The organism is Pseudomonas antarctica (genome assembly GCF_001647715.1).
Taxonomy (GTDB): Bacteria; Pseudomonadota; Gammaproteobacteria; order Pseudomonadales; family Pseudomonadaceae; genus Aquipseudomonas; species Aquipseudomonas antarctica_A.
The window spans coordinates 1,466,342-1,488,992 of record NZ_CP015600.1 but is presented as its reverse complement, the minus strand read 5'-3'; the positions used below and the strand labels follow the sequence as shown (position 1 = coordinate 1,488,992).

Annotated in this window: 27 protein-coding genes; 23 read left to right on the top strand and 4 right to left on the bottom strand. The window is 60.4% G+C overall.

All coding sequences use genetic code 11. The features are described 5' to 3' along the window. Positions 1-59 precede the first annotated feature (59 nt). Positions 60-248 carry a hypothetical protein gene (locus A7J50_RS31845; RefSeq protein WP_237140912.1) on the top strand — a complete coding sequence of 63 codons (189 nt, stop codon included), beginning with the start codon at positions 60-62 and terminating at the stop codon, positions 246-248. Next, complete coding sequence (locus tag A7J50_RS06645) at positions 245-715, top strand: hypothetical protein (protein WP_064451078.1); 471 nt, start codon at positions 245-247, stop codon at positions 713-715. The genes A7J50_RS31845 and A7J50_RS06645 overlap by 4 nt, the downstream gene beginning before the upstream one ends. Positions 716-739: 24 nt before the next feature. Here the strand turns inward: A7J50_RS06645 and A7J50_RS06640 are convergent, their stop codons facing one another. After that, positions 740-1,372: a hypothetical protein gene (locus tag A7J50_RS06640; RefSeq protein ID WP_064451077.1), complete on the bottom strand. Its 633-nt coding sequence runs from the start codon at positions 1,370-1,372 to the stop codon at positions 740-742. Positions 1,373-1,536: 164 nt separating this feature from the next. On the opposite strand from A7J50_RS06640, the gene A7J50_RS06635 reads away from it, so the two are divergent. The 9 genes from A7J50_RS06635 to A7J50_RS06590 all read left to right on the top strand — a co-directional run bounded on the left by A7J50_RS06635 (position 1,537) and on the right by A7J50_RS06590 (position 7,916). Next, positions 1,537-1,860, top strand: a complete 324-nt coding sequence (locus A7J50_RS06635) for a hypothetical protein (protein WP_064451076.1) — start codon at positions 1,537-1,539, stop codon at positions 1,858-1,860. 57 nt (positions 1,861-1,917) lie between these two features. After that, the gene (locus A7J50_RS06630; protein WP_064451075.1) at positions 1,918-2,529 is read left to right on the top strand and encodes a DUF1566 domain-containing protein; all 612 of its coding nucleotides are present in this window, start codon (positions 1,918-1,920) and stop codon (positions 2,527-2,529) included. A 79-nt stretch (positions 2,530-2,608) separates the two neighbouring features. Next, the gene (locus A7J50_RS06625) at positions 2,609-3,229 is read left to right on the top strand and encodes a DUF1566 domain-containing protein (protein WP_064451074.1); all 621 of its coding nucleotides are present in this window, start codon (positions 2,609-2,611) and stop codon (positions 3,227-3,229) included. 59 nt (positions 3,230-3,288) lie between these two features. Further along, the gene (locus A7J50_RS06620; RefSeq protein WP_032903920.1) at positions 3,289-3,645 is read left to right on the top strand and encodes a four helix bundle protein; all 357 of its coding nucleotides are present in this window, start codon (positions 3,289-3,291) and stop codon (positions 3,643-3,645) included. A 212-nt stretch (positions 3,646-3,857) separates the two neighbouring features. Next, complete coding sequence (locus A7J50_RS06615; protein WP_064451073.1) at positions 3,858-5,018, top strand: RNA-directed DNA polymerase; 1,161 nt, start codon at positions 3,858-3,860, stop codon at positions 5,016-5,018. Positions 5,019-5,062: 44 nt separating this feature from the next. After that, entirely contained in the window at positions 5,063-5,734 is a 672-nt protein-coding gene (locus A7J50_RS06610) for a hypothetical protein (RefSeq protein WP_064451072.1), read from the top strand. Next, on the top strand, positions 5,731-6,369 hold the full coding sequence (locus A7J50_RS06605) for a hypothetical protein (RefSeq protein ID WP_064451071.1): 639 nt from the start codon (positions 5,731-5,733) through the stop codon (positions 6,367-6,369). The genes A7J50_RS06610 and A7J50_RS06605 overlap by 4 nt, the downstream gene beginning before the upstream one ends. A gap of 525 nt (positions 6,370-6,894) precedes the next feature. Next, complete coding sequence (locus A7J50_RS06595; protein WP_064451069.1) at positions 6,895-7,209, top strand: hypothetical protein; 315 nt, start codon at positions 6,895-6,897, stop codon at positions 7,207-7,209. Continuing rightward, a complete protein-coding gene (locus A7J50_RS06590; RefSeq protein ID WP_064451068.1) occupies positions 7,206-7,916 on the top strand; it encodes a hypothetical protein in 711 nt (236 codons plus the stop codon). The genes A7J50_RS06595 and A7J50_RS06590 overlap by 4 nt, the downstream gene beginning before the upstream one ends. A gap of 64 nt (positions 7,917-7,980) precedes the next feature. Here A7J50_RS06590 and A7J50_RS31835 read toward each other — a convergent pair whose 3' ends face one another. Continuing rightward, complete coding sequence (locus A7J50_RS31835; RefSeq protein ID WP_064454866.1) at positions 7,981-8,301, bottom strand: hypothetical protein; 321 nt, start codon at positions 8,299-8,301, stop codon at positions 7,981-7,983. A gap of 161 nt (positions 8,302-8,462) precedes the next feature. Between A7J50_RS31835 and A7J50_RS06580 the strand changes: the two genes are divergently transcribed. The 7 genes from A7J50_RS06580 to A7J50_RS06550 all read left to right on the top strand — a co-directional run bounded on the left by A7J50_RS06580 (position 8,463) and on the right by A7J50_RS06550 (position 13,240). Beyond that, positions 8,463-8,711 (top strand): hypothetical protein, encoded by a 249-nt coding sequence (locus A7J50_RS06580; protein ID WP_064451067.1) that lies wholly within the window; start codon positions 8,463-8,465, stop codon positions 8,709-8,711. Positions 8,712-8,749: 38 nt separating this feature from the next. Beyond that, positions 8,750-8,992 (top strand): excisionase, encoded by a 243-nt coding sequence (locus tag A7J50_RS06575; protein ID WP_064451066.1) that lies wholly within the window; start codon positions 8,750-8,752, stop codon positions 8,990-8,992. Next, positions 8,973-10,076: a phage integrase Arm DNA-binding domain-containing protein gene (locus A7J50_RS06570; protein WP_064451065.1), complete on the top strand. Its 1,104-nt coding sequence runs from the start codon at positions 8,973-8,975 to the stop codon at positions 10,074-10,076. The genes A7J50_RS06575 and A7J50_RS06570 overlap by 20 nt, the downstream gene beginning before the upstream one ends. 50 nt (positions 10,077-10,126) lie before the next feature. After that, a complete protein-coding gene (locus A7J50_RS06565) occupies positions 10,127-10,489 on the top strand; it encodes an ArsC family reductase (protein WP_064451064.1) in 363 nt (120 codons plus the stop codon). A 31-nt stretch (positions 10,490-10,520) separates the two neighbouring features. Next, positions 10,521-11,555, top strand: coding sequence for a 2,3,4,5-tetrahydropyridine-2,6-dicarboxylate N-succinyltransferase (dapD, locus tag A7J50_RS06560; protein ID WP_064451063.1), 1,035 nt, complete (start codon positions 10,521-10,523; stop codon positions 11,553-11,555). A gap of 69 nt (positions 11,556-11,624) precedes the next feature. Next, the gene (locus A7J50_RS06555) at positions 11,625-12,830 is read left to right on the top strand and encodes an aminotransferase class V-fold PLP-dependent enzyme (RefSeq protein WP_064451062.1); all 1,206 of its coding nucleotides are present in this window, start codon (positions 11,625-11,627) and stop codon (positions 12,828-12,830) included. Further along, positions 12,827-13,240: a SufE family protein gene (locus A7J50_RS06550; protein WP_064451061.1), complete on the top strand. Its 414-nt coding sequence runs from the start codon at positions 12,827-12,829 to the stop codon at positions 13,238-13,240. Before A7J50_RS06555 ends, A7J50_RS06550 begins: the two co-directional genes overlap by 4 nt. 117 nt (positions 13,241-13,357) lie before the next feature. Here A7J50_RS06550 and tcdA read toward each other — a convergent pair whose 3' ends face one another. Beyond that, complete coding sequence (gene tcdA, locus A7J50_RS06545; RefSeq protein ID WP_053254726.1) at positions 13,358-14,167, bottom strand: tRNA cyclic N6-threonylcarbamoyladenosine(37) synthase TcdA; 810 nt, start codon at positions 14,165-14,167, stop codon at positions 13,358-13,360. Between the two features lie 217 nt (positions 14,168-14,384). Here tcdA and A7J50_RS06540 point away from each other — a divergent pair, with 217 nt between their 5' ends. From A7J50_RS06540 to A7J50_RS06525, 4 genes are all read left to right on the top strand, one after another. Continuing rightward, positions 14,385-16,976, top strand: a complete 2,592-nt coding sequence (locus tag A7J50_RS06540; RefSeq protein ID WP_064451059.1) for a glycosyltransferase — start codon at positions 14,385-14,387, stop codon at positions 16,974-16,976. Between the two features lie 255 nt (positions 16,977-17,231). Continuing rightward, positions 17,232-18,383 carry a succinyl-diaminopimelate desuccinylase gene (gene dapE, locus A7J50_RS06535; protein ID WP_064451058.1) on the top strand — a complete coding sequence of 384 codons (1,152 nt, stop codon included), beginning with the start codon at positions 17,232-17,234 and terminating at the stop codon, positions 18,381-18,383. Beyond that, the gene (locus A7J50_RS06530; RefSeq protein WP_064451057.1) at positions 18,383-19,192 is read left to right on the top strand and encodes a putative RNA methyltransferase; all 810 of its coding nucleotides are present in this window, start codon (positions 18,383-18,385) and stop codon (positions 19,190-19,192) included. The genes dapE and A7J50_RS06530 overlap by 1 nt, the downstream gene beginning before the upstream one ends. Positions 19,193-19,246: 54 nt before the next feature. Then, positions 19,247-19,624, top strand: a complete 378-nt coding sequence (locus tag A7J50_RS06525; protein ID WP_064451056.1) for a hypothetical protein — start codon at positions 19,247-19,249, stop codon at positions 19,622-19,624. Positions 19,625-19,694: 70 nt separating this feature from the next. Here the strand turns inward: A7J50_RS06525 and A7J50_RS06520 are convergent, their stop codons facing one another. Then, entirely contained in the window at positions 19,695-19,904 is a 210-nt protein-coding gene (locus tag A7J50_RS06520; protein WP_032891681.1) for a cold-shock protein, read from the bottom strand. A 182-nt stretch (positions 19,905-20,086) separates the two neighbouring features. Here A7J50_RS06520 and plsB point away from each other — a divergent pair, with 182 nt between their 5' ends. Next, positions 20,087-22,606: a glycerol-3-phosphate 1-O-acyltransferase PlsB gene (plsB, locus tag A7J50_RS06515; protein ID WP_064451055.1), complete on the top strand. Its 2,520-nt coding sequence runs from the start codon at positions 20,087-20,089 to the stop codon at positions 22,604-22,606. The last annotated feature ends 45 nt before the right edge of the window (positions 22,607-22,651 follow it).

Below are 22,651 nucleotides of genomic sequence, written 5' to 3'. Positions count from 1 at the left end.
GAATCATGATCAGCAACCACCTAAGCCTGGTAGAGCAACACCGCCAGGACGCTTAATCGATATCGGAGCGCACTGCGGAGTTCTTGGCCGCAGGCGGGACAGTCGCGCAGTTGCCAAGCCCGCCACGCAAACCGCTGCCACCGCCCCGCTCCACCAAGATCGATCCCGAAACCATCCTCAAGCGCCGCAAGCCGCCCATTACTCGGGCCGAGCGTGAAGCGCTGCGCAAACTCGCGGAGGCATTATGAGCAAGCGCAAGCCGCACAACCTCAAAGCCCGCATTGACCGGTCCTGCCGGTCGCTGCTGGCCTCCAACCACGTCGCGGTGGTGAACATCGACCCCAGCGGCCGCCAGGGCATGATCAATTGCAAGTCGCTCAAGAACATCGCACCGGGGAAGATCGGCCAGGCCGTCTGCGGCATTCCCCACCGGTGGACGATCTACCTCAGCGCCCTCTGCATCGACGCCCGCGGCGACCGCTACAGCAAGTCGGTGGAGGTGGCGCCCGATGGCGTCTACCTCTCCGACCACCTGGAAGACGTGATCGAGCATTGCTACAAGAAGCTGCGCGACGAGGCCAATCAAAGCCAGATGGTGGCTTCGGGCTGGATCGCCATTCCCGAAGCGATGTCCCTGGACGAGGCGCACGCCGCGCGGATCTTCGAAGCTGTCGGCGCTTGGCGCCAGGTGAAGGTCGATTCATGCGCCGCATAGCCCATATCAAAGCGATGTAGCAGTTCATTTGTCCAGATTCAGTACATGGTGCATCCGTAAGCCAATTATTTCCCGCAACCAAGCAGTGTGAAACTCCATTTCCTCCAGAGAAGTACCCTCAGCCAATCGATATTCAAGCTCTTTGTCCCTCGGCCCCTGACACACGACGCTAAAATAGCCATGACGGTCATAACTGGCTAACACGTAAGGGCTGATACAAATAATGTCGCTAAATGGCACCTGCACCTCGGTGGGCTTACGACCGCGACGGGTGACCGTGAGGGTAAGCAGTTGCTGGTTTTCGTCGAACGTGAAGGCCAGCACTCTAGCAGCAGAGGAAATCCACGCGAAGACCAGCCCCATGAGCACAACAGAACCACACAGGAACTGGATGAGCGACGACGTTGTGAGGCTAGACCCATCGCTGCTCGGTTCACCTGGTATCGCTTCGAACCCGAGAAGGAGCAAAATCGTCAGCACTAAGCCCGGCAACAACCAAAGCACCAGAAAGCTGAAACCCAAAATGGCCGCACCCGTGCTGCCAACGGTCAGTAAGTCCGGGTCGCGATGCCAAATAGGGGGGTGGGCGGCTGGGCTTTCAGTGCTTGACGCGACTTGAGGCGTTGCGACGCGGTGAGATGGACTTTGACGATTCATCTAGCAGGCTCCAGGGGTGCTGCGTAGACATTACCATTACTGCCAGACAGCCTGGCCCAGAGGCATCAGGCTTTTTCACGCCCTCCCCCAGCCCCCAAAAGCAAACACCATGCAATCAGGGCGCTAACGCATGGGCGTATATACCGGAATTGAAGAGGTAGGCCATGGCAAAGACTGTGCAGGAGCGCTCGGCAAAAACTGCCAGGAAGCGCGTGGTGAATGCCGAAGAGGAATTGCGGCTCAGGGTTCGACCAGGCACCCGCCAGGCGCTGGCCGATCTGATGGAGTGGTCAGGCATTACTGAGCAGGGCGAGGCGATGACGCTGATGATTCATCGTCTTCATGACCTTGGCTCAAAGTCCAAAGCGCTACTCGAACCGCCGCGCCACGAATTCGAGATATCCGAAAACGTGGCGCGGGAATTCCGCAATAAAAGCCTTCTCGCCATCCAGAAAGACCCGGGCGACGAGATCATCGAACCCGCATAACACACCCTACTCGCTGCATCCGGCCACCGGAGGGCGGCGCCTGACTGAGGTAACCGCATGAAAACCGAAATGATCACCCTGAAACACGGCGACGTGTCTATCAAGATGCCATCAAGTGCTCTGGCAAAACTGGCGATTGCCAGCTTTTTCGCCCAGGTGCTTCCGCCGGCGGCGAACGTTCAACCGGTAGCGCCTTCCACTATCCCGGAGATCGGCCAACCGTGGCCGGGCCAGGGCGGACTCAACGGCGGTTTCGTTCACGCCCGCGGTGAAGTGCCGGCGCACTACCTGATCATCGCGGCCAAGGACGTTGGCGATCACAAGTGGGGCGGTCGTGGCGTTGAGGTCAAAGGACTGAGCAAGACTGACGGCTACACCAACACCCAGGTGCTGATCGGCAACGATGACGAGCGAAAGTACCCGGCGGCGGATGCCTGCGCCGAACACCAGGCCGATGGTCACCGCGACTTCTACCTGCCCGCCGCTGCCGAACTGTACCAGGGCTGGCTGAACTGTCCCAAGGTGTTCGCCCAGGACTGCTATTACTGGTCATCGTCGCAGCGCTCAGCCAACTACGCATTCTTCATGTTCTTCGCTGATGGCGATCAGTACTACTACGGCAAGTTCCACGAGCTCCGTGTCCGCCCCGTCCGCAGATTCTTTATTTAATCCTTCATCCATTCGTTCTTGATCCGGCACACCAGGGCGCACAGCGCCTTTTTTGTTGCCTTCGAAAAGAGGAAGCACCATGTCCGCAGTTGAGAAAGCAGCACCAGCAGTAACCACTCCGGCAATCGGCCAGTCCTACGGCGGCGGTTTCGTCACCGGCATCACCCACGACCCGGTAACTGGCAAGCGCTCCTTGCACATCACCGCCGGCGCAGCGCATGAGTTGCTCGGCAAGTGGGGCGAGTACGGCGAGAAGATCGAAGGCGCCGATAGCTTCACCGACAGCCTGGCCAACACCCAAGCCATGGCAGCAGCAGGCAGTGATCTGGCAGCGAAGGTGCTAGCCCTGAACATCGAAGGCTTCACCGACTGGGCGATCCCGGCTCGCGATGTGCAGGAGCTGCAGTACCGCCACTTCAAGCCGACCACCGAAGAGAACTGGGAAAACTCGCGCAACGGTGACAACCCACATAGCGAGCCGGTGGGTCAGCTGTACAGTGCGGAAGGCCCGCTGCAAACCGTGCACACCGCCTTCCAAGAAAGTGGCGCCGAAGCCTTCCGCGACACCTGGTACTGGTCGAGTTCGCAGCGCTCAGCCGACAGCGCATTCTACATGTACTTCGATGATGGCCTTCAGACCAACTACTACAAGGGCCTCGTGCTCCGTGTCCGCCCCGTCCGCAGTGAATTTATCGATTAATTCGCTTATTTAATCCGGCCGCGTGCGGCCGGTTGCTTTGCTTATGGAGCTGTACCGCAATGGGAATGCACACCGATCTGTCGATCTACCGGGCGGCCATGGGTCTTTTGCACATGGCGACCATCCTGACTAGAAATATCCCGCGAGACCTCAAACAATCGCTGGGTAAGCGAGTGATCGACGAATGCATCGAGGTTGTGATGCTGATCGCCCGTGCAAACGCAACCCAGGACAAACGACCACACCTGACCTTGTTGGTCGAGAGGGTTCAAGTGGTCGAGTTCCTGATGCGCCTATTCAAGGACAGCCGATTCATCAGTGTCGAACAGCATGCTAAGGCGATAGAGGTAACAGCCTCCGTCGGCAAGCAGGCCAATGCCTGGAAACGCTCTACCCCAACCGCGCCCGCTACCTGAAGGTTACGGCTTTCTGGTCTGTGCGAATTGAATCTGGTCGTGCCGCTGACCTGATAGGTCACCGCCATGCGCACAAGGGATACCGCCGGTCTAAAGCGTCCGCGTAGGTCCTGCGCAGTTTCCTTGCTGATCGGCTATGCCTTCGGCTCGGCGACGTAGATAGCACGATAGGTCGCAGCGCTCAGCCAACAACGCATTCAACATGAACTTCGATGATGGCAATCAGAACAACAACGACAAGAACAACGAGCTCCGTGTCCGCCCCGTCCGCAGATTCGACTTTTGGCCCCTACCCGTTTCAGGATCTGGTCCAGGCCTATTACGACTGCCGACGCACCAAGCGCAACAGCGACAGTGCGCTGGCTTTCGAGATCGACCTGGAGCGGAACCTGATCCAACTACACGACGACCTGGTAGCCGGCACATACCGGCCAGGCCGGTCTATTTGTTTCGTGGTCACCCGACCGAAAGCCCGGGAAGTATGGGCGGCAGCCTTTCGGGACCGCGTCGTCCACCACCTCATGTACAACCATGTGGCACCGCGCTTCTACGCCTGCTTCATAGCGGACAGTTGCGCATGCATTCCAGGGCGCGGCACGCTGTACGCGGCCAAGCGTCTTGAATCGAAGATCCGGAGCGCCAGCGAGAACTGGTCGAAGCCCTGCTGGTATCTAAAGTTGGATTTGGCCAATTTCTTTGTCGCCATCGACAAGGCGGTGCTTCGCAAGCAACTAGAAGCGAGGATCACCGAACGATGGTGGCTGGCCCTGGCCACGCAGATCCTGATGCATGACCCGCGTGAGGATTACGAGACGCGCAGCCCGGCGCACCTGTTCAACCGGGTACCACAGCACAAGCGTCTGGTAGCGCAGCCCGCGCGCCTCGGCCTGCCGATCGGCAACCTGTCATCGCAGTTCTTCGCCAACGTCTACCTCGACGCCCTGGACCAGTTCGCCAAGCACACGCTGGGCGCCAAGCACTACATCCGCTACGTCGATGACTTCGTGTTCCTGCATGAATCGCCGCAGCAGCTAAACCAGTGGCTGGCAGAGGTCGAAGCGTTCCTGCCAAGGCTCGGCGCCAAGCTGAACCCCACAAAGACGATCCTGCAACCCGTGGATCGTGGCGTGGACTTCGTTGGCCACGTCATCAAGCCATGGCGACGCACCACCCGCAAGCGATCCCTGGCCCAGGCACTGAAGCGCACCGCCGCGGCGCCAGCCGAGGATCTGCGCCAGACAGCCAACAGCTATTTCGGGCTACTCAGCCAGGCAAGCCACAGTCATAGCGACCGAGCAGCACTTGCTCGCGTCGTGCTGAAGCGCGGCAACATCGTCAACGCGGCGATGACCAAAACCTTCCAGAAGAAGTAACTCCCCCACTGCACCGCCCGGGCGTGGCCCGGCAAGGACTCCCCATGCCTACAGAAAACCAAATCACCGCGCCGCTGCAGGTTGAGCGCTCCACAGTCACGAAGCTGGTGATCACCGGTGCGCCACGCCTAGACCCGATCACCGTGTTCCTCGAGGACTTCGGCCGGCGCGACTGCCCGATTGAGGCGAACCCGAACTACCAGACCGCTCAGGGCAAGATCACCATCAACTGCTGGGACAACAGCTGGAACGCTTACTGGGGCGGTATGGGCCCGCGCACCGTCGCGGAGTTTGTCGCCGACTGCGGCTGGGACTACGTCCTGAATTGCTTGGATCGCGGCATCAGTTCCACGGTGTTCAGTGGTGACGCGCTTCACGCCCTCGCCAAGAAGTGCATCGTCCAGCGCCGGCGGCAACAGACCGGCCGCCACGATTGGGAGTTGGGCGAGCTGAGCAAAGAGGAAGCCCGCGAGCTCTGGCAGGACATCGACGTTCTGCGCAGCATCGAGAGTCCGAGTGAATGCTGGCATCAAAGCGCGCTGCTGACCGAGTTGTTCGGCGATGAGTGGCACTACCCGCTAGACGGAAAGGCCGTCGAAGAGAACCACAAATTCACGTACCTGCGGCGGGTTGTCGAGGCCGTCCAAGCAGCGCTTCGTCAAGAACAGCAGCCGGTTGTGAATGCCCATGATCTGGTATCGATGGAGGCTGTATGACCGAAGTTATGCGCTACGACCTGGACAGGGACACTGACGAAATATGCGCGGACATGGTGCCGGCCGACGGTGGGCGGTACGTGGAGTCGACCGACTTCGACCGGGTCACAGCCGAGCGTGACGGCCTGCAACTGCTGCTCAACCAGCGCGACGAACAGGTCGAAAGCCTGGAGCAGCAGCGCGAGGCGGAATTGCGCAACGGGCAGGATATGCAACAGCGCCTGACCGCAGCGGATGAGCGCTGGGACGAGTTGGTCAGTGCGGTACGGTCAATCAACCGCAGCCCGCACTATATGGTCAAAGCGATTGACGACGACCAACCGCAGTACAGGCAGCGCAAGGAATGGATTGATTGGGTGCTTGAGCTTTGCGATGCAGCGCCTACATCCACTGAGCGATCCAACAAGGACTACGCCATCGAGCACGCCGAGTACATGGCCAAGTCAGCCGATGACGTGTTGGGGAAGTTCCAGGCATACGGCCTGGCCCTTCTGGCCGTCGATGAAGGCGGCGACGACGGTGAGGGCGAGTTGCTCGAGAATATCGACTCAGCTCGCGGTGACCTGCAAGAGTCACTGGTAGATCTGCGCAGCATGGTTTACGAGTTTCGCAAGCGCAGTGCCAAAACCCGGTAGGAGAACATCCGTACTCCACCCGCAAAACATGTAGCCCCTGCCCCTTCAAAGTCAGCCGTCATCGCTCTTTCGTGACTGCCTTGAACCTGCCCTTGGCAAACTCTCTGATTTTCTGCTCGTAATTGATCGGGTGCCTATCGGAGCCTTTAACCTGGCCCTATCGAGGCCCCTGGCGAGAGCGTTTGTCATGGTTTCTCCGGGCAATGAATCAGGCGCGTCCTCAAGAAGCATCATTCCATTAGCTCCGTAAACGCCAATGAATAACTCCGTTCTTCCAAGAAGCGACATGCGGACTTGGACGTTTAGCAGGGTGCCATCGGTCTGTCGCTCATCCACGGATCGAGTGTGAATTGCGGGGTCAGCCCAGCCCCAGAAAACCTTGCCTCTGTTCTTCATGTGAGCCGCTCTGAAATTAATGCGGCAATTATGGGACTTGTACGAATGTGAACGAAACACAAAGCAACAAATATTTATTCCTACCCCTCCCCCTTCAAAGTCAGCCGCTATAGCGGCAAGGACGAAGTCATGCCTGAAGAAAAGTTGATTGAACCCGCCGAAGTCGTGCGCGATGAGCACGGTTACTGGTATCACCCCGACATTCCGGATTTTGATGAGGACGCCGAAGCATGGAAGGCGTGGCTGGCCGTCCAGGGATTAACGGCGGTCGGATGGCACATGGATTCTGACTTGGACTCACACCCCTACTGGGAAGATGGCGAGGCTCATTGCCTCGGCTGGGAGCCAGAAACGCCACAAGCATACAACTGGTTTCTGCTCGGAATTTTCGACACGGATGACGGCCCGTATGTGCAATGGGCGACCCGCGAGGTGCAGCTATGACCGCGATCAAAGAACGCCCCATCCTGTTCTCGGCGCCGATGGTGCGCGCCATTCTGGAAGGTCGTAAGACGGTCACGCGGCGGGCAGTGAAAGGTTTCCAAATCCCTGCCGAGGACACCGCCATTCCGATTGGCGATCGTCAGCGTTGGAGCGCAATAGGCCAGCGAGACCCGCGCTATGGCTTCTGCGTATTTGGATCGACCGAAGCAGAGTGCGCAAAGGAACTGGAAGTGTACGCACCTTGCCCCTACGGCAAGCCAGGCGACCGGCTGTGGGTGCGCGAGACATTCATCGATCTGCGCGGTACCGGCGTTGAGCACCGACCAGACCCGGACGGCCCCCTCCAGCGCTACGCCTACGCTGCCGACTGCCGCCCTGGGTCACACAGCGACGAGGCAAGGAAAGACTTCGGCCTGAAGTACAAACCCAGCATTCACATGCCGCGTGCCGCCTCCCGCATCCTGCTGGAGATCACCGACGTGCGCGTCGAGCGGTTGCAGGACATCAGCGACGAGCAGGCCAAGGCCGAAGGCGTGCGCCTCTACACCGATCATGCTGAGCTGGGTGATTGGTGGCACGTCGAGGGGATCGAGACCTACAGCGCTGACCCGCTAAAATCGTTTGAGCTGCTCTGGTCATCCGTCGGCGGCAACTGGAATGCCAACCCGTGGGTCTGGGTGGTCGAGTTCAAGCGGGTGACGCCATGATCGCCACCCTATGGTTCGCCTACGTCTTCATCTACAAGAATCAACGTTGAACGACTGAAATACCTCAAACGTTGCGGTAGATGCCAAGGCGAGCAGTGGAAGGGAGGGGAGACAGTTTCGTCGCTGTAAGCATCATTGCTCGCGCCACACCGAAAGCAAGGGCTACGGTCATGGTCTCCCCTGGGCGCGCTTTGTAGTACTCCTCAAAAAGCATCCCCCCACTTCCGCTATAAGCGCCCACAAACAATTGAACAGCTCCCTCTCGAGAGGTGCGCACTTGAACGTCGATCTGCCCCCCATCTGGTAGCAAGCCATCGTGACATCGGGTGTGAAGCTCGCTATCTGACCAATCCCAAAACACCCGCCTTCGTTGCTTTGAAAACATGATGTCGATCCGCATTTGAGAGTTCGTCACTTTTACTCTCTTTTCAAGCGGAGAAGTGACCCATATCAATGTTATTGAACTTTCCGCGATCTTAGCGGTATCGATCAACCTTTCAAACACTCACTACATGCCTGCCGGTGAGCGGCGGGCGAGGTATTCGTATGCCCGAATTAACGTACGAACAAAAACTAGTCGATTACGCGACAGCGCCGAAAGCCACCGCGGGAATCATCAGCCAGATCGAAAACGGCAATTTCGTCAATCACTGGTGCGGAAAGCTGCGCGGGAAGTTTGTGCAAATCGGTCCGACCTGGAAGGCATCCACAAAGCTGCAGGCCACGGAGTCCGCTCGGCAGTTCCGAGCGCAGTGCCTGGCAGAAGCGAAGGCCAAAGGCCTGCTCCCCTCCTAACCCACCTTCTGCCGCCCAGCGCGGCGCGGAGCATCATCATGGCAAAGGTCACCCTGGATGAATGGGCGGCGGCCGAGTTCAAGACGCCGCCGAGCCCCAACACCCTACGCAAATGGGCGCGAGAAGGCCGGATAGCCCCGCTACCGGTCAAGCACGGGCGCAACTACTATGTAGAGTCCAACGCCCACTACCAAGAACCTGATCAGCAGCCTGCAAGGATTGTCGGCGGCAGCCTGATCAGCAGAATAGAGAGAGCACGCAATGGCGCCCAGGCCGCGTAACACCGGGTCAAAGGATCTTCCGCCCAATCTCTACCGCAAGACCGACGCCCGCAACGGCGTCACTTATTACACTTACCGCGACCCAATCAGTGGTCGCGTGTTCGGCCTGGGCAAGGATAAGGAGGCGGCCATTCGCGAGGCCGTCAGCGCCAACCACGCAGATGCCATCAAGCCAACGCTCGCTGAGCGCATCAGTACCCCGGCGCCAGCGCCAGGCAAATTGTTCTCGGAATGGCTGGACGAATACCGCGAGCTGTTCGCCGAGCGGAAGTTGTCCGCCAGCAGCAATAAAAACGTGGGTATGCGGTTAAACCGCCTGACGGCAGTATTCGGTTCTAAGGGGATTAAGGACATCACGACGATGGATGTGGCCGATTACCTGACGGTCATGGCCAAAGAGGGAAAGGCGCAGATGGCCAGGGCAATGCGTTCGCTGTTGCGAGACGTGTTCGCTGAGGCGCAGGCGCGGGGGTGGGCAGACGCCAACCCGGTCGAGGTGACCAAGGCGGCGCGGGTGAACATCAAGCGCGAGCGGCTGACGCTTGAACTGTGGAAGGCGATCTACGAGGAAGCCAGGAAGCCGTGGCTTCGCAGGGCAATGGAACTGGCGGTGCTGACTGGCCAGCGCCGGGACGATATAGCCTCGATGCTGTTCAAGGACGTGCACGATGGCTTCCTGCATGTCGTTCAGTCCAAGACCGGCGCCAGGCTGCGCATCAGCACCGAGCTTCGCCTTGAGTCGGTCGGGCTTGATCTGTCTACCGTAATTAAACAATGCCGCGACCGCGTTCTGTCACAACACCTGGTGCACCATGCGCAAGCATCGGGCCGAGCAAAGGCTGGCCAGCCGCTGGTGCTGGACACGCTGAGCTCTGCCTTTGCCGAAGCTCGCGACAAAGCGGGCCTGAAGCTGGGGATAACTTTTGGCCGCCAGCCACCGTCCTTTCACGAGCAGCGATCCCTCGCCGCACGACTTCACGAACTCGAAGGCCGTGATGCACAGAAACTGCTCGGTCACCGTTCGGCCACAATGACGGATCTGTACCGCGACAGTCGAGGCGCTGAGTGGATCGACGTGGCATAATCCACGGCTGCGTTTTAGGGCGATATTGGGGAAGTTTTGGGGAAGAATTTATGCCCAATGAAATCAATCACTTACAGCTTTACGGCATCAAAGCCTGCGACACCATGAAAAAGGCCCGCACCTGGCTCGATGAGCACGCTGTGAGCTATGAGTTCCACGACTACAAAACGGCCGGTATCGACCGCGAACACTTGACCCAATGGTGCAACGAGCACGGTTGGCAGGTGGTTTTGAACCGTGCGGGCACCACCTTTCGCAAACTCGAAGACGAACGCAAAGCCGATCTCGATCAGTCGAAAGCCATTGAATTGATGCTCGCACAACCCTCGATGATCAAGCGCCCGGTGCTTGATCTCGGTGACAGAACCCTGATTGGCTTCAAGCCAGATAGTTATTCGGCAGCCCTCAAGTAGGCCAGCCTTCCATTTTTGTAGAGGTAACAGCATGTCCAATTCCCTGTTCAGCCTGGGCTTCGGCGTCGGCACTCAGAACCGCCAAGGTGCTTGGCTGGAAGTGTTTTACGCACAACCGCTGCTCAACCCGTCGGCCGAAATCATCGCTGCCATCGCACCGATCCTGGGTTACACCGAAGGTAACCAGGCCATCACGTTCACTGTCTCCCAGGCCCTGCAACTGGCCGACGCACTCAAAGGCGTCGACACAGCCCAAGCCGCCCTGCTGAGCCGCCTGGCTGAAAGCCACACTCCGCTGGTCGCCACCTTGCTGGCCGAAGACGCCGCACTGACCTCCACGCCTGAGGCCTACCTCAAGCTGCACCTGCTGTCCCATCGCCTGGTCAAGCCGCACGGCCTGAGCCTGGCGGGCGTGTTCCCGCAACTGCCGAACGTGGCATGGACCAGCCAGGGCGCGATCGACATCAATGAGCTGGCCGAGCGCCAACTGGAAGCCCGCCTGCGTGGCGAGCTGCTGGAAGTGTTCTCGGTGGACAAGTTCCCGAAAATGACCGACTACGTGGTCCCGGCCGGCGTGCGTATCGCTGACGCTGCGCGTATCCGCCTGGGCGCCTACGTGGGCGAAGGCACCACCGTGATGCACGAAGGTTTCGTCAACTTCAACGCCGGTACCGAAGGCCCGGGCATGATCGAAGGCCGTGTATCGGCTGGCGTCTTCGTCGGCAAAGGTTCGGACCTGGGCGGCGGTTGCTCCACCATGGGCACCCTATCGGGCGGCGGCAACATTGTGATCAAGGTAGGCGAAGGCTGCCTGATCGGCGCCAACGCCGGTATCGGCATCCCGCTGGGCGACCGCAACACTGTGGAATCGGGCCTGTACGTAACCGCCGGGACCAAGGTTGCACTGCTGGACGAGCAGAACCAACTGGTCAAAGTGGTCAAGGCGCGCGAGCTGGCCGGTCAACCTGACCTGCTGTTCCGCCGTAATTCCGAGACCGGTGCCGTGGAGTGCAAAACCCACAAATCGGCCATCGAACTGAACGAAGCGCTGCACGCTCACAACTAAGCAGCCACTCGATGCCACTAGCGGGCCGCGCCTTCGGGTCGCGGCTCGCTTATACGAGTCTTGAACACCATGCTTGTGCCCTCTCCCTGGCGCGCCGATTTCCCGGCCATCGCCACCCTGCAACGGCAAGACCAGACCTACCTGGATAACGCCGCGACCACGCAAAAACCCCAAGCCCTGCTGGACGCCATCAGCCATTACTACGCTAACGGCGCAGCCAATGTGCACCGTGCCCAGCATTTGCCCGGCGCCCATGCGACCCAGGCCTTTGAAGACAGTCGCAGCAAGGTCGCGCAGTGGTTGAACGCAGGTGACAGCGGGCAAATCATCTTTACCCACGGCGCAACCTCTGCGCTGAACCTCCTGGCTTATGGCCTGGAGCATTTATTCAATGCGGGCGATGAGATTGTCATCAGCGCCCTGGAACACCACGCCAACCTGCTGCCCTGGCAGCAATTGGCCAAACGTCGCGCACTCACGCTGGTGGTATTGCCGCTGGGTGATGACGGTGTAATCGATCTGCAAGCCGCCGCCGAATTGATCGGCCCGCGCACTCGCGTGCTGGCGGTGAGCCAATTGTCCAACGTGCTTGGCGCCTGGCAACCGCTGGAGGCCTTGCTGGCGCTCGCCAAGGCCCACGGCGCACTGACCGTGGTCGATGGCGCCCAGGGCATCGTCCATGGTCGTCACGATGTGCAGGCCCTGGGTTGCGACTTTTATGTATTTTCCAGCCACAAACTCTACGGCCCGGACGGCGTCGGCGTGCTGTATGGGCGCAACGAAGCCCTGCATCACCTGCGTCACTGGCAGTTTGGTGGCGAGATGGTGCAACAGGCGGACTACCAAAGCGCCAGCTTCCGCCCTGCCCCACTGGGGTTCGAAGCCGGCACGCCGCCGATTGCCGGCGTGATTGGCCTGGGCGCTACGCTGGATTACCTGAGTTCGCTGGATCAGCCGGCAGTGGTCGCCCATGAAGCCGCGCTGCACGACTACCTGCTGCGCGGGTTGAAGGCACGCAATGGCATCCGCGTCTTGGGCTCGCCGCAGGTAGCTTTGGCCAGTTTTGTGGTGGAAGGCGTGCATAACGCCGACCTTGCGCACCTGCTGACCGAGCAAGGCATAGCCGTACGTGCCGGGCACCATTGCGCCATGCCGCTGCTCAAGGCGATGCACTTATCCGGAGCGATTCGCGTGTCCCTGGCGCTGTACAACGATTCGGATGACCTGGAGCGCTTCTTTGAAGCGCTGGACCAGGCGCTGGATATGTTGCGATGAGCTTGCCGGTGGAGGCCGTCAGCGCGCTTGAGTCGTTTCAAGCCGTAGGCAGCTGGGAGCAACGCGCCCGGATGCTGATGCAATGGGGCGAGCGCTTGCCGGCTTTGGCGGATGCGGACAAGGTCGACGCCAACCTCGTGCAGGGCTGCGAAAGCCTGGTGTGGTTGGTCGGCCACTTGCAGGCCGGTCACTGGCAGTTTGCCGCGAGCAGCGAGGCGCGGATGATTCGTGGGTTGGTGGCGTTGCTGCTGGCGCGGGTCAATGGGCTGTCGGCGGCCGAGTTGCAGGCGGTCGACCTGCCTGACTGGTTTGCACAGTTGGGGCTGTCGCGACAGTTGTCGCCGTCGCGCAGTAATGGCTTGAATGCCGTTCTGCAGCGGATGCGGGAATTAAGCCGTACACAGAACTAAATGTGGGAGCTGGCTTGCCTGCGATTGCATCAGCGCGCCCCCCCCCTGAAAGACCGAGGTGCCTGCATCGCAGGCAAGCCAGCTCCCACATTTTAGAATTGCGCAGGGCAACGAGAGTCAGGTGGGCTTGACCCGCTCGGACGGCCTGCGCACCCCGGCCACAATCTTGTCGACTGCCTTGGTCGCCGCCACCATGCCGAAGGTGGCCGTCACCATCATCACCGCGCCAAACCCACCGGCGCAGTCCAGCTTCACGCCGTCACCGACAAAACTTTTCTGCAAACAGATGCTGCCGTCCGGCTTGGGATAGCGCAGCTGCTCGGTGGAAAACACGCAGGGCACGCTGTAATGGCGGGTCACGGTGCGGGAGAAACCGTAATCGCGGCGCAGCGTGGAGCGCACTTTCGACGCCAACGGGTCGTTGAAGGTACGGTTCAAGTCGCAGACCTGGATCAGCGTCGGGTCGATCTGCCCGCCCGCGCCGCCGGTGGTGATGATCTGGATCTTGCGGCGCTTGCACCAGGCAATCAGCGCCGCCTTGGCGTTGACGGCGTCGATGCAGTCGATCACGCAATCGATATTCGGGGTGATGTACTCGGCCATGGTGTCGCGCGTGACGAAGTCCGCCACCGCATGCACCGTGCAGTCCGGGTTGATGCCGCGCAGGCGCTCGGCCATCACTTCGACCTTGGGCTTGCCCACGGTGCTGTCCAGCGCGTGCAACTGGCGGTTGCTGTTGCTGACGCAGACATCGTCCAGGTCAAACAGCGAAATCTCGCCCACCCCGCAGCGGGCAATGGCTTCCGCCGCCCAGGACCCTACGCCGCCGACGCCGACGATCGCCACATGGGCCGCTTTCAAGCGTTCCAGGCCTTCAATGCCATACAAGCGGGCGACGCCTGCAAACCGCGGATCTTCTGTGCTCATGACCATTACCCCAAAAACCGGCGCGCATTATGGACTACGCAGCGACAAGTTCGAAGCGACAAGCTACAAGTAAAGAACTTAGAGGGTGTTTCGCTGACTAACGTCCGGCTTTTCTCTGTCTGCTATACGCTCAGGGACGGGCCGGTGTAGGATGCGCGCCGTTCGGCGTAGGCCGACACCTCTTTTCGTTCCACACCCTTTGGAACCCGAAATCGCTATGTCATCGCGTAAATTTGGACTCAACCTGGTGGTGGTGCTGGCAATTGCCGCGCTGTTCACCGGTTTCTGGGCGCTGATCAACCGCCCGGTCACTGCCCCCAACTGGCCCGAACAGATCTCCGGGTTTTCCTACTCGCCGTTCCAGCAAGGCCAGTTCCCGCAGAAAGACCAGTACCCAAGCGACGAAGAAATGCGTCGCGACCTCGAGATCATGAGCAAGCTGACGGACAACATCCGTACCTACTCGGTCGACGGCACCCTGGGGGATATCCCCAAGCTGGCCGAAGAGTTCGGTCTGCGCGTGACCCTGGGTATCTGGATCAGCCCGGACCTTGAACGTAACGAACGCGAAATCCAGCGCGCCATCGAACTGGCCAACAGTTCGCGCAGCGTCGTGCGGGTGGTGGTCGGTAACGAAGCGTTGTTCCGTGAAGAAATTACCCCGCAAGCGCTGATCGTGTTGCTCGATCGCGTGCGCGGCGCCGTGAAAGTACCGGTGACAACGTCCGAGCAATGGCACATCTGGGAAAAGAACCCGCAACTGGCCAAGCACGTCGACCTGATTGCCGCGCACATCCTGCCGTTCTGGGAATTTATTCCGATGGACAAGGCCGGCCAGTACGTACTCGACCGCGCCAGGGACCTGAAGAAATTGTTCCCGAAAAAACCACTGCTGCTGTCGGAGGTTGGCTGGCCGAGCAACGGGCGCATGCGTGGGGGTAATGAAACGTCCCCGGCAGACCAGGCGATTTACCTGCGCACGCTGGTGAACAAGCTGAACCGCCAGGGCTACAACTACTTCGTGATCGAGGCCTTCGACCAGCCGTGGAAAGTCAGCGACGAAGGTTCAGCCGGTGCTTACTGGGGTGTGTACAACGCCGCGCGCCAGCAGAAATTCAACTTTGAAGGCCCTGTGGTCGCGATCCCGCAATGGCGCGTGCTGGCCATCGGCTCGGTGGTGCTCGCGCTGCTGTCGCTGACCTTGCTGATGATCGACGGCTCGGCCCTGCGCCAGCGTGGCCGGACCTTCCTGACCTTTATCGCCTTCCTGTGCGGGTCGGTGCTGGTGTGGATCGGCTACGACTACAGCCAGCAATACAGCACCTGGTTCAGTGTGACTGTCGGGATCTTGCTGGCACTCGGCGCGCTGGGCGTGTTTATCGTGTTGCTGACCGAAGCCCACGAATTGGCGGAAGCGGTATGGACTCACAAACGCCGGCGTGAATTCCTGCCGGTCGAAGGGGATTCGGACTACCGCCCGAAAGTGTCGATCCATGTGCCGTGCTACAACGAGCCGCCGGAGATGGTCAAACAGACCCTCGACGCCCTGGCCGCCCTGGATTACCCGGACTACGAAGTCCTGATCATCGACAACAACACCAAGGACCCAGCCGTTTGGGAACCGGTGCGCGATTATTGCGAAACCCTCGGGCCGCGCTTCAAGTTCTTCCACGTTTCGCCCCTGGCCGGTTTCAAGGGCGGCGCGCTGAACTACTTGATCCCGCATACCGCCAAGGATGCCGAAGTGATTGCGGTGATCGACTCGGACTACTGCGTGTCGCCGAACTGGCTCAAGCACATGGTGCCGCACTTCGCCGACCCGAAAATTGCCGTGGTGCAGTCGCCGCAGGATTACCGCGACCAGAACGAAAGCACCTTCAAGAAGCTCTGCTACGCGGAATACAAAGGCTTCTTCCATATCGGCATGGTCACCCGTAACGACCGTGACGCGATCATCCAGCACGGCACCATGACCATGACCCGTCGCTCGGTGCTCGAAGAACTCGGCTGGGCCGACTGGTGCATCTGTGAAGACGCCGAACTGGGCCTGCGCGTATTCGAGAAAGGTCTGTCGGCGGCGTATTACCACGACAGCTACGGTAAAGGCCTGATGCCGGACACCTTTATCGACTTCAAGAAACAGCGTTTCCGCTGGGCCTACGGGGCGATTCAGATCATCAAGCGTCACACCGCCAGCCTCTTGCGCGGTAAGGGCACCGAGCTGACCCGTGGCCAGCGCTACCACTTCCTCGCGGGCTGGTTGCCGTGGGTGGCGGACGGCATGAACATCTTCTTCACCGTCGGCGCCTTGTTGTGGTCCGCGGCGATGATCATCGTGCCGACCCGTGTCGATCCGCCGCTGCTGATTTTCGCGATTCCACCCTTGGCGCTGTTCGTGTTCAAGGTGGGCAAGATCGTCTTCCTGTACCGCCGTGCAGTCGGTGTGAACCTCAAGGACGCGTTCTGCGCGGCCCTGGCCGGGTTGGCGTTGTCTCACACCATCGCCAAGGCGGTGCTGTATGGTTTCTTCACCACCAGTATTCCGTTCTTTCGTACACCGAAAAACGCGGATAACCACGGCTTCTGGGTAGCCATTTCCGAAGCCCGCGAAGAAATGTTCATCATGCTGCTGTTGTGGGGCGCGGCGCTGGGGATCTACCTGGTGCAGGGCCTGCCGAGCAATGACATTCGCTTCTGGGTGGTAATGCTGCTGGTGCAATCGCTGCCGTACGTGGCGGCGTTGATCATGGCGTTCCTCTCGTCGCTGCCAAAACCGGCGCCGAAGGGTGAGCCGGCAACGGCAGAGTAAAAACTTGCGCAATGCACTAAACGGCGGCCTCTGGCCGCCGTTTTGCTATAAGATAACGGCCGTTTTGTGAGACTTGGCCCAGCCCTGCTTTCTGTGGGAGCTGGCTTGCCTGCGATGCAGACGCCGCGGTCTGGCAGGTACACCGCGGCGATGCTATCGCAGGCAAGCCAGCTCCCACATTGAACCTGCGCCGTTTCAAGATCTGTATTCCACATTCGTCCTGCGCGCCCCTTACACGCTTCCCGGAGTTTCCCCATGACGGCCCATGCCGACCTTTCGCCGACCCTTCAACTCGCTATCGACCTGATCCGTCGCCCGTCGGTCACACCGATCGACGCCGACTGCCAGAAGCTGATGATGCAGCGCCTGGGCGACGCCGGTTTCAAGCTTGAGCCAATGCGCATCGAGGACGTGGACAACTTCTGGGCCACCCACGGCAACCATGAAGGCCCGGTGCTGTGCTTTGCCGGCCACACCGACGTGGTCCCGACCGGCCCGGTGCAGGCCTGGCAGAACGACCCGTTCGACGCGTTGATCGACGAAGACGGCATGCTTTGCGGCCGTGGTGCGGCAGACATGAAAGGCAGCCTGGCGGCAATGCTGGTGGCATCCGAGCGTTTCGTTACCGACTACCCGGACCACAATGGCTCGGTAGCCTTCCTGATCACCAGCGATGAAGAAGGCCCGGCGCACCATGGCACCAAGGCTGTGATCGAGCGGCTGGCGGCACGCAAGGAGCGCCTGGACTGGTGCATCGTCGGCGAACCGTCGAGCACGACCCTGGTGGGCGATGTGGTCAAGAACGGCCGTCGTGGCTCTCTCGGCGCCACCCTGACCGTGCGCGGTGTACAAGGCCACGTGGCGTATCCACACCTGGCGAAGAACCCGATCCACCTGGCCGCACCGGCCCTGGCCGAATTGGCCGCCGAGCATTGGGACGACGGCAATACCTTCTTCCCGCCGACCAGCTTCCAGATTTCCAACCTCAACTCCGGCACCGGCGCCACCAACGTGATCCCCGGTGACCTGACGGCGGTGTTCAATTTCCGCTTTTCCACTGAATCCACCGTGGAAGGCTTGCAACAGCGCGTTGCGGCGATCCTCGACAAACATGGCCTGGACTGGCACGTAGAGTGGGCGCTGTCAGGCCTGCCGTTCCTCACCGAACCGGGCGCGTTGCTGGATGCGGTATCGGCCAGCATCAAGGCAATTACCGGCCGCGAGACCAAGGCTTCCACCAGCGGCGGTACGTCCGACGGGCGTTTCATCGCCACGCTGGGCACCCAAGTGGTCGAGCTGGGCCCGGTCAACGCGACGATCCACCAGGTCAACGAACGTATCCTGGCCAGCGACCTCGACGTGCTGACCGAAATCTATTACCAAACCCTGATCAAGTTGCTCGCCTGATGCTCGCTTGCCCCATTTGCAGCGCACCGCTCAACGCGGTGGACAATGGCGTGGCGTGCCCGGTCGGGCACCGTTTCGACCGTGCGCGCCAGGGTTACCTGAACCTGTTGCCGGTGCAGCACAAGAACAGCCGCGACCCGGGCGATAACCTGGCCATGGTCGAAGCACGCCGCGACTTCCTCAACGCCGGGCACTACGCCCCGGTGGCCAAGCGCCTGGCCGAACTGGCCGCCGAGCGTGCGCCACAGCGTTGGGTGGACATCGGCTGTGGCGAGGGTTACTACACCGCGCAACTCGCCGAAGCCCTGCCCGATGCCGACGGCTACGCGCTGGATATCTCCAAGGAAGCCGTCAAGCGCGCGTGCAAACGCAACCCGGCGCTGACCTGGTTGATCGCCAGCATGGCCCGCGTGCCGTTGGCCGATGCCAGCTGCCAGTTCCTCGCCAGCGTGTTCAGCCCATTGGACTGGCAGGAGGCCAAACGCCTGCTCAGCCCCGGTGGCGGCTTGATGAAGGTTGGCCCGACCGCGGGCCACCTGATGGAACTGCGCGAGCGCCTGTACGACGAAGTGCGTGAATACACCGACGACAAGCATTTGGCCCTGGTGCCGGACGGCATGAGCCTGGCCCACAGCGAAACCCTGGCGTTCACCCTGAGCCTGGCCGAACCCAAAGACCGCGCCAACCTGCTGGCGATGACGCCCCACGGCTGGCGCGCGAGTGCCGAGCGCCGCGCCGAAGTGATTGAGGCCGCCGAGCCGCTGCAGGTCACTGTGTCGATGCGCTACGATTATTTCGTGCTTCAATAACCGACTTTTAAGCATCCGCGAATGGATTTTCGAATCCCGCAACGAGGAACATCCATGCGCCAACCTGATATCGAGATTTACCTGAAGGACGCCGACGTCGACTACAAGGCCATTGCCGCCTGGCTGGGCGCCGCCCTGGGCCCGTGCACCGACTGGGTCCAGAGAGGCCAGACCTACAAGTGCAAGGCCGGCAGCGTGCCGGTCACCTGGCTGCCAAAAGCCGTCGGCAAATGGAACAGCCTGTACCTGGAAAGCGACCAGACCCCGTGGGACGACGACATCGCCTGCGCCCGCGCTGCGTTTGCCGCGCTGAACGTCGAAGTGCGTTGCGCGCCCGGTACCTGGGTTGAGGAAGAAGGCGAGGAAAGCGCTGACACCTGGATTCGCATCAGCGTGGACGGTGAAGAGCAGATCACCTGGAAAACGGCTTAAGAGCAGCTACAAGCCTCAAGCCTCAAGCAAAACCGCTTGCAGCTTGAGGCTTGTCACTTGCGGCTCGGCCTTACAGGCCGACCACATCCTCCGCCTGCAACCCCTTCTCGCCGGTCACCACGGCGTACTCCACCTGCTGGCCTTCGGCCAATGAACGGTGGCCATCACCGCGAATGGCGCGGTAGTGCACAAACACATCCTTGCCGTCCTCACGCTGAATAAAGCCATAGCCTTTTGCATCGTTGAACCACTTCACATTGCCGGTTTCGCGCGTTGCCATCTGTCTTACTCCCACATGCATTTTTATTGTTGAGTCGTTCGCATTGAACTGCCGAGTATAAGACAGGCTCAAAAACGATCAACTCAAGTTTACATCGCCGCTTTTTTGCCGATTTTCGGCGAATACGGCACACTACCCACCCGAGCGCCTGCTCGGTTTTTTCCACTTGAAGCAGCACGCCTATGACCCGCTCCCCGTTCCGCCGTCTGGTGTTTGGCACCTTGCGCCGACTGTTGTACCTCTGGGTTCGCTCCGAGACGATCAACCAGTCGTCCCTAACCCTTAACCTCGACCGCAGCCGGCCGGTGTTCTACGTCCTGCAATCGCCCTCCCTCACCGAATTGGCCGTGGTCGATACCGAGTGCACCAAGGCCGGCCTGCCGCGCCCGGTGCTGCCGGTATCGGTAGGCCCGCTGATCGAACCCGCCGCATTCTTCTACCTCACGCCGGAGCCGGACTGGCTTGGCCGCCAGGACAAGCGCGGCGCGCCGCCGACCCTGACCCGGCTGGTCAACACCCTGACCGAACACGCCGAAGAGAATGCACAAATCATTCCCGTCAGCGTGTTCTGGGGGCAGTCGCCCGAGAGCGAGTCCAGCCCATGGAAACTGCTGTTTGCCGACAGCTGGGCCGTCACCGGCCGTCTACGCCGGCTGTTGAGCATCCTGATCCTGGGTCGCAAGACCCGCGTACAATTCTCCGCGCCTATCAACCTGCGTGAATTGATCGAGCACAATAAAGGTCACGAACGCACCGTGCGGATGGCCCAGCGCATCCTGCGTGTGCACTTTCGTAACCTGAAGACCGCCGTGATCGGTCCTGACCTGTCCCACCGCCGCAATTTGGTGAAGGGCCTGGTCAATATGCCGCTGGTGCGCCAAGCCATCAGTGAAGAGGCCGAACGCGAAAAAATCACCCCGGAAAAAGCCAAGGCCCAAGCCCTGCGCTACGGCAACGAGATCGCCTCGGACTACACCTACACCGCGATCCGCTTTCTCGAAGTGGTACTGAGCTGGTTCTGGAACAAGATCTACGACGGCATCAAGGTCAATAACATCGAGGGTGTGCAAAAGGTTGCCCAGGGTTATGAGGTGATCTACGTGCCTTGCCACCGTAGCCATATCGACTACCTGCTGCTCTCGTACCTGCTGTTCAAGAATGGCCTGACCCCGCCGCACATCGCCGCCGGCATCAACCTGAACATGCCGGTGATCGGCAGCCTGCTGCGCCGTGGCGGTGCGTTTTTCATGCGCCGCACCTTCAAGGGCAACCCGCTGTATACCTCGGTGTTCAACGAATACCTGCACACGCTGTTCACCAAGGGTTTCCCGGTGGAGTACTTCGTGGAAGGCGGGCGCTCGCGCACCGGGCGCATGCTGCAACCGAAAACCGGAATGCTGGCAATCACCCTGCGCAGCTTCCTGCGCTCTTCGCGCATGCCGATCGTGTTTGTGCCGGTGTATATCGGCTATGAGCGTGTGCTGGAAGGCCGCACTTACCTCGGCGAGCTGCGTGGCGCGAGCAAGAAGAAAGAATCGATCTTTGATATTTTCAAAGTGGTCGGCGCGCTCAAGCAGCGCTTTGGCCAAGTCGCGGTCAATTTCGGCGAACCGATCAAGCTGGCCGAGTTCCTCGACACCGAGCAACCTGACTGGCGCAGCCAGGAGCTGGGGCCGAACTACAAACCCGCCTGGCTCAACGAAACCACCAACCGCCTCGGTGAGCAGGTGGCGCGCCACTTGAACGAAGCCGCCGCAGTCAACCCGGTGAACCTGGTGGCGCTGGCGCTACTGTCCACCACCCGCCTGGCCCTGGACGAACAGGCCATGGCGCGTCAGTTGGACCTGTACCTCGCGCTGCTGCGCCGCGTGCCGTACTCGCCGCATACCACGTTGCCGGAAGGCGATGGCATGGCGTTGATCAAGCACGTCAAGGACATGGACCTGTTGTCCGAGCAAAGTGACGCCCTGGGCAAGATCCTGTACCTGGACGAGCAGAATGCCGTCCTGATGACCTATTACCGCAACAACGTACTGCACATCTTCGCCCTGCCCGCACTGCTGGCAAGCTTCTTCCAAAGCAGTTCGCGGATGAGTCGCGAACAAATCCTGCGTTACACCCGCGCGCTCTATCCATACCTGCAATCGGAGTTGTTTATCCGCTGGTCGCTGGAGGAGTTGGACGCGGTGGTCGACCAGTGGCTTGAGGCGTTTGTCGAGCAAGGCCTGCTGCGCTTCGAAAACGACGTCTACCTGCGCCCGGCCCCCAGTTCGCGGCACTTTGTGCTGCTGACGCTGCTGTCCAAGAGCATCGCCCAGACCCTGCAACGCTTCTACATGGCGATCTCGCTGCTGCTCAACAGCGGCCAGAACAGCATCAGCGCCGAGGAGCTGGAAGACCTGTGCACGATCATGGCCCAGCGCCTGTCGATCCTGCATGGCCTCAATGCCCCGGAGTTTTTCGACAAGAGCCTTTTCCGACATTTCATCCAGACTTTGCTGGAGCAAGATGTGCTGCGCCGCGATGAAGCCGGCAAGTTGAGCTACCACGACCTGCTCGGTGAACTGGCTGAAGGCGCAGCGAAGCGCGTGCTGCCAGCCGATATTCGCCTGTCGATCCGGCAGGTGGCGTTGCATCGCGTTGATGGCGCAGCCGAGGCGCCAGTCGAACCTGAGCCGGTCAAACCTGAAGAAAGCCGCTAGATTGAATGAGGCGTCGGGCGGATTCCGGCGCCGTTGAAAAGGAGC

Coding starts and splice junctions, on each gene's coding strand:
- A7J50_RS06645 (WP_064451078.1), top strand. CDS start 245: ATGAGCAAGCGCAAGCCGCACAACCTCAAAGCCCGCATTGACCGGTCC.
- A7J50_RS06640 (WP_064451077.1), bottom strand. CDS start 1,372: ATGAATCGTCAAAGTCCATCTCACCGCGTCGCAACGCCTCAAGTCGCG.
- A7J50_RS06635 (WP_064451076.1), top strand. CDS start 1,537: ATGGCAAAGACTGTGCAGGAGCGCTCGGCAAAAACTGCCAGGAAGCGC.
- A7J50_RS06630 (WP_064451075.1), top strand. CDS start 1,918: ATGAAAACCGAAATGATCACCCTGAAACACGGCGACGTGTCTATCAAG.
- A7J50_RS06625 (WP_064451074.1), top strand. CDS start 2,609: ATGTCCGCAGTTGAGAAAGCAGCACCAGCAGTAACCACTCCGGCAATC.
- A7J50_RS06620 (WP_032903920.1), top strand. CDS start 3,289: ATGGGAATGCACACCGATCTGTCGATCTACCGGGCGGCCATGGGTCTT.
- A7J50_RS06615 (WP_064451073.1), top strand. CDS start 3,858: ATGATGGCAATCAGAACAACAACGACAAGAACAACGAGCTCCGTGTCC.
- A7J50_RS06610 (WP_064451072.1), top strand. CDS start 5,063: ATGCCTACAGAAAACCAAATCACCGCGCCGCTGCAGGTTGAGCGCTCC.
- A7J50_RS06605 (WP_064451071.1), top strand. CDS start 5,731: ATGACCGAAGTTATGCGCTACGACCTGGACAGGGACACTGACGAAATA.
- A7J50_RS06595 (WP_064451069.1), top strand. CDS start 6,895: ATGCCTGAAGAAAAGTTGATTGAACCCGCCGAAGTCGTGCGCGATGAG.
- A7J50_RS06590 (WP_064451068.1), top strand. CDS start 7,206: ATGACCGCGATCAAAGAACGCCCCATCCTGTTCTCGGCGCCGATGGTG.
- A7J50_RS31835 (WP_064454866.1), bottom strand. CDS start 8,301: ATGTTTTCAAAGCAACGAAGGCGGGTGTTTTGGGATTGGTCAGATAGC.
- A7J50_RS06580 (WP_064451067.1), top strand. CDS start 8,463: ATGCCCGAATTAACGTACGAACAAAAACTAGTCGATTACGCGACAGCG.
- A7J50_RS06575 (WP_064451066.1), top strand. CDS start 8,750: ATGGCAAAGGTCACCCTGGATGAATGGGCGGCGGCCGAGTTCAAGACG.
- A7J50_RS06570 (WP_064451065.1), top strand. CDS start 8,973: ATGGCGCCCAGGCCGCGTAACACCGGGTCAAAGGATCTTCCGCCCAAT.
- A7J50_RS06565 (WP_064451064.1), top strand. CDS start 10,127: ATGCCCAATGAAATCAATCACTTACAGCTTTACGGCATCAAAGCCTGC.
- dapD (WP_064451063.1), top strand. CDS start 10,521: ATGTCCAATTCCCTGTTCAGCCTGGGCTTCGGCGTCGGCACTCAGAAC.
- A7J50_RS06555 (WP_064451062.1), top strand. CDS start 11,625: ATGCTTGTGCCCTCTCCCTGGCGCGCCGATTTCCCGGCCATCGCCACC.
- A7J50_RS06550 (WP_064451061.1), top strand. CDS start 12,827: ATGAGCTTGCCGGTGGAGGCCGTCAGCGCGCTTGAGTCGTTTCAAGCC.
- tcdA (WP_053254726.1), bottom strand. CDS start 14,167: ATGAGCACAGAAGATCCGCGGTTTGCAGGCGTCGCCCGCTTGTATGGC.
- A7J50_RS06540 (WP_064451059.1), top strand. CDS start 14,385: ATGTCATCGCGTAAATTTGGACTCAACCTGGTGGTGGTGCTGGCAATT.
- dapE (WP_064451058.1), top strand. CDS start 17,232: ATGACGGCCCATGCCGACCTTTCGCCGACCCTTCAACTCGCTATCGAC.
- A7J50_RS06530 (WP_064451057.1), top strand. CDS start 18,383: ATGCTCGCTTGCCCCATTTGCAGCGCACCGCTCAACGCGGTGGACAAT.
- A7J50_RS06525 (WP_064451056.1), top strand. CDS start 19,247: ATGCGCCAACCTGATATCGAGATTTACCTGAAGGACGCCGACGTCGAC.
- A7J50_RS06520 (WP_032891681.1), bottom strand. CDS start 19,904: ATGGCAACGCGCGAAACCGGCAATGTGAAGTGGTTCAACGATGCAAAA.
- plsB (WP_064451055.1), top strand. CDS start 20,087: ATGACCCGCTCCCCGTTCCGCCGTCTGGTGTTTGGCACCTTGCGCCGA.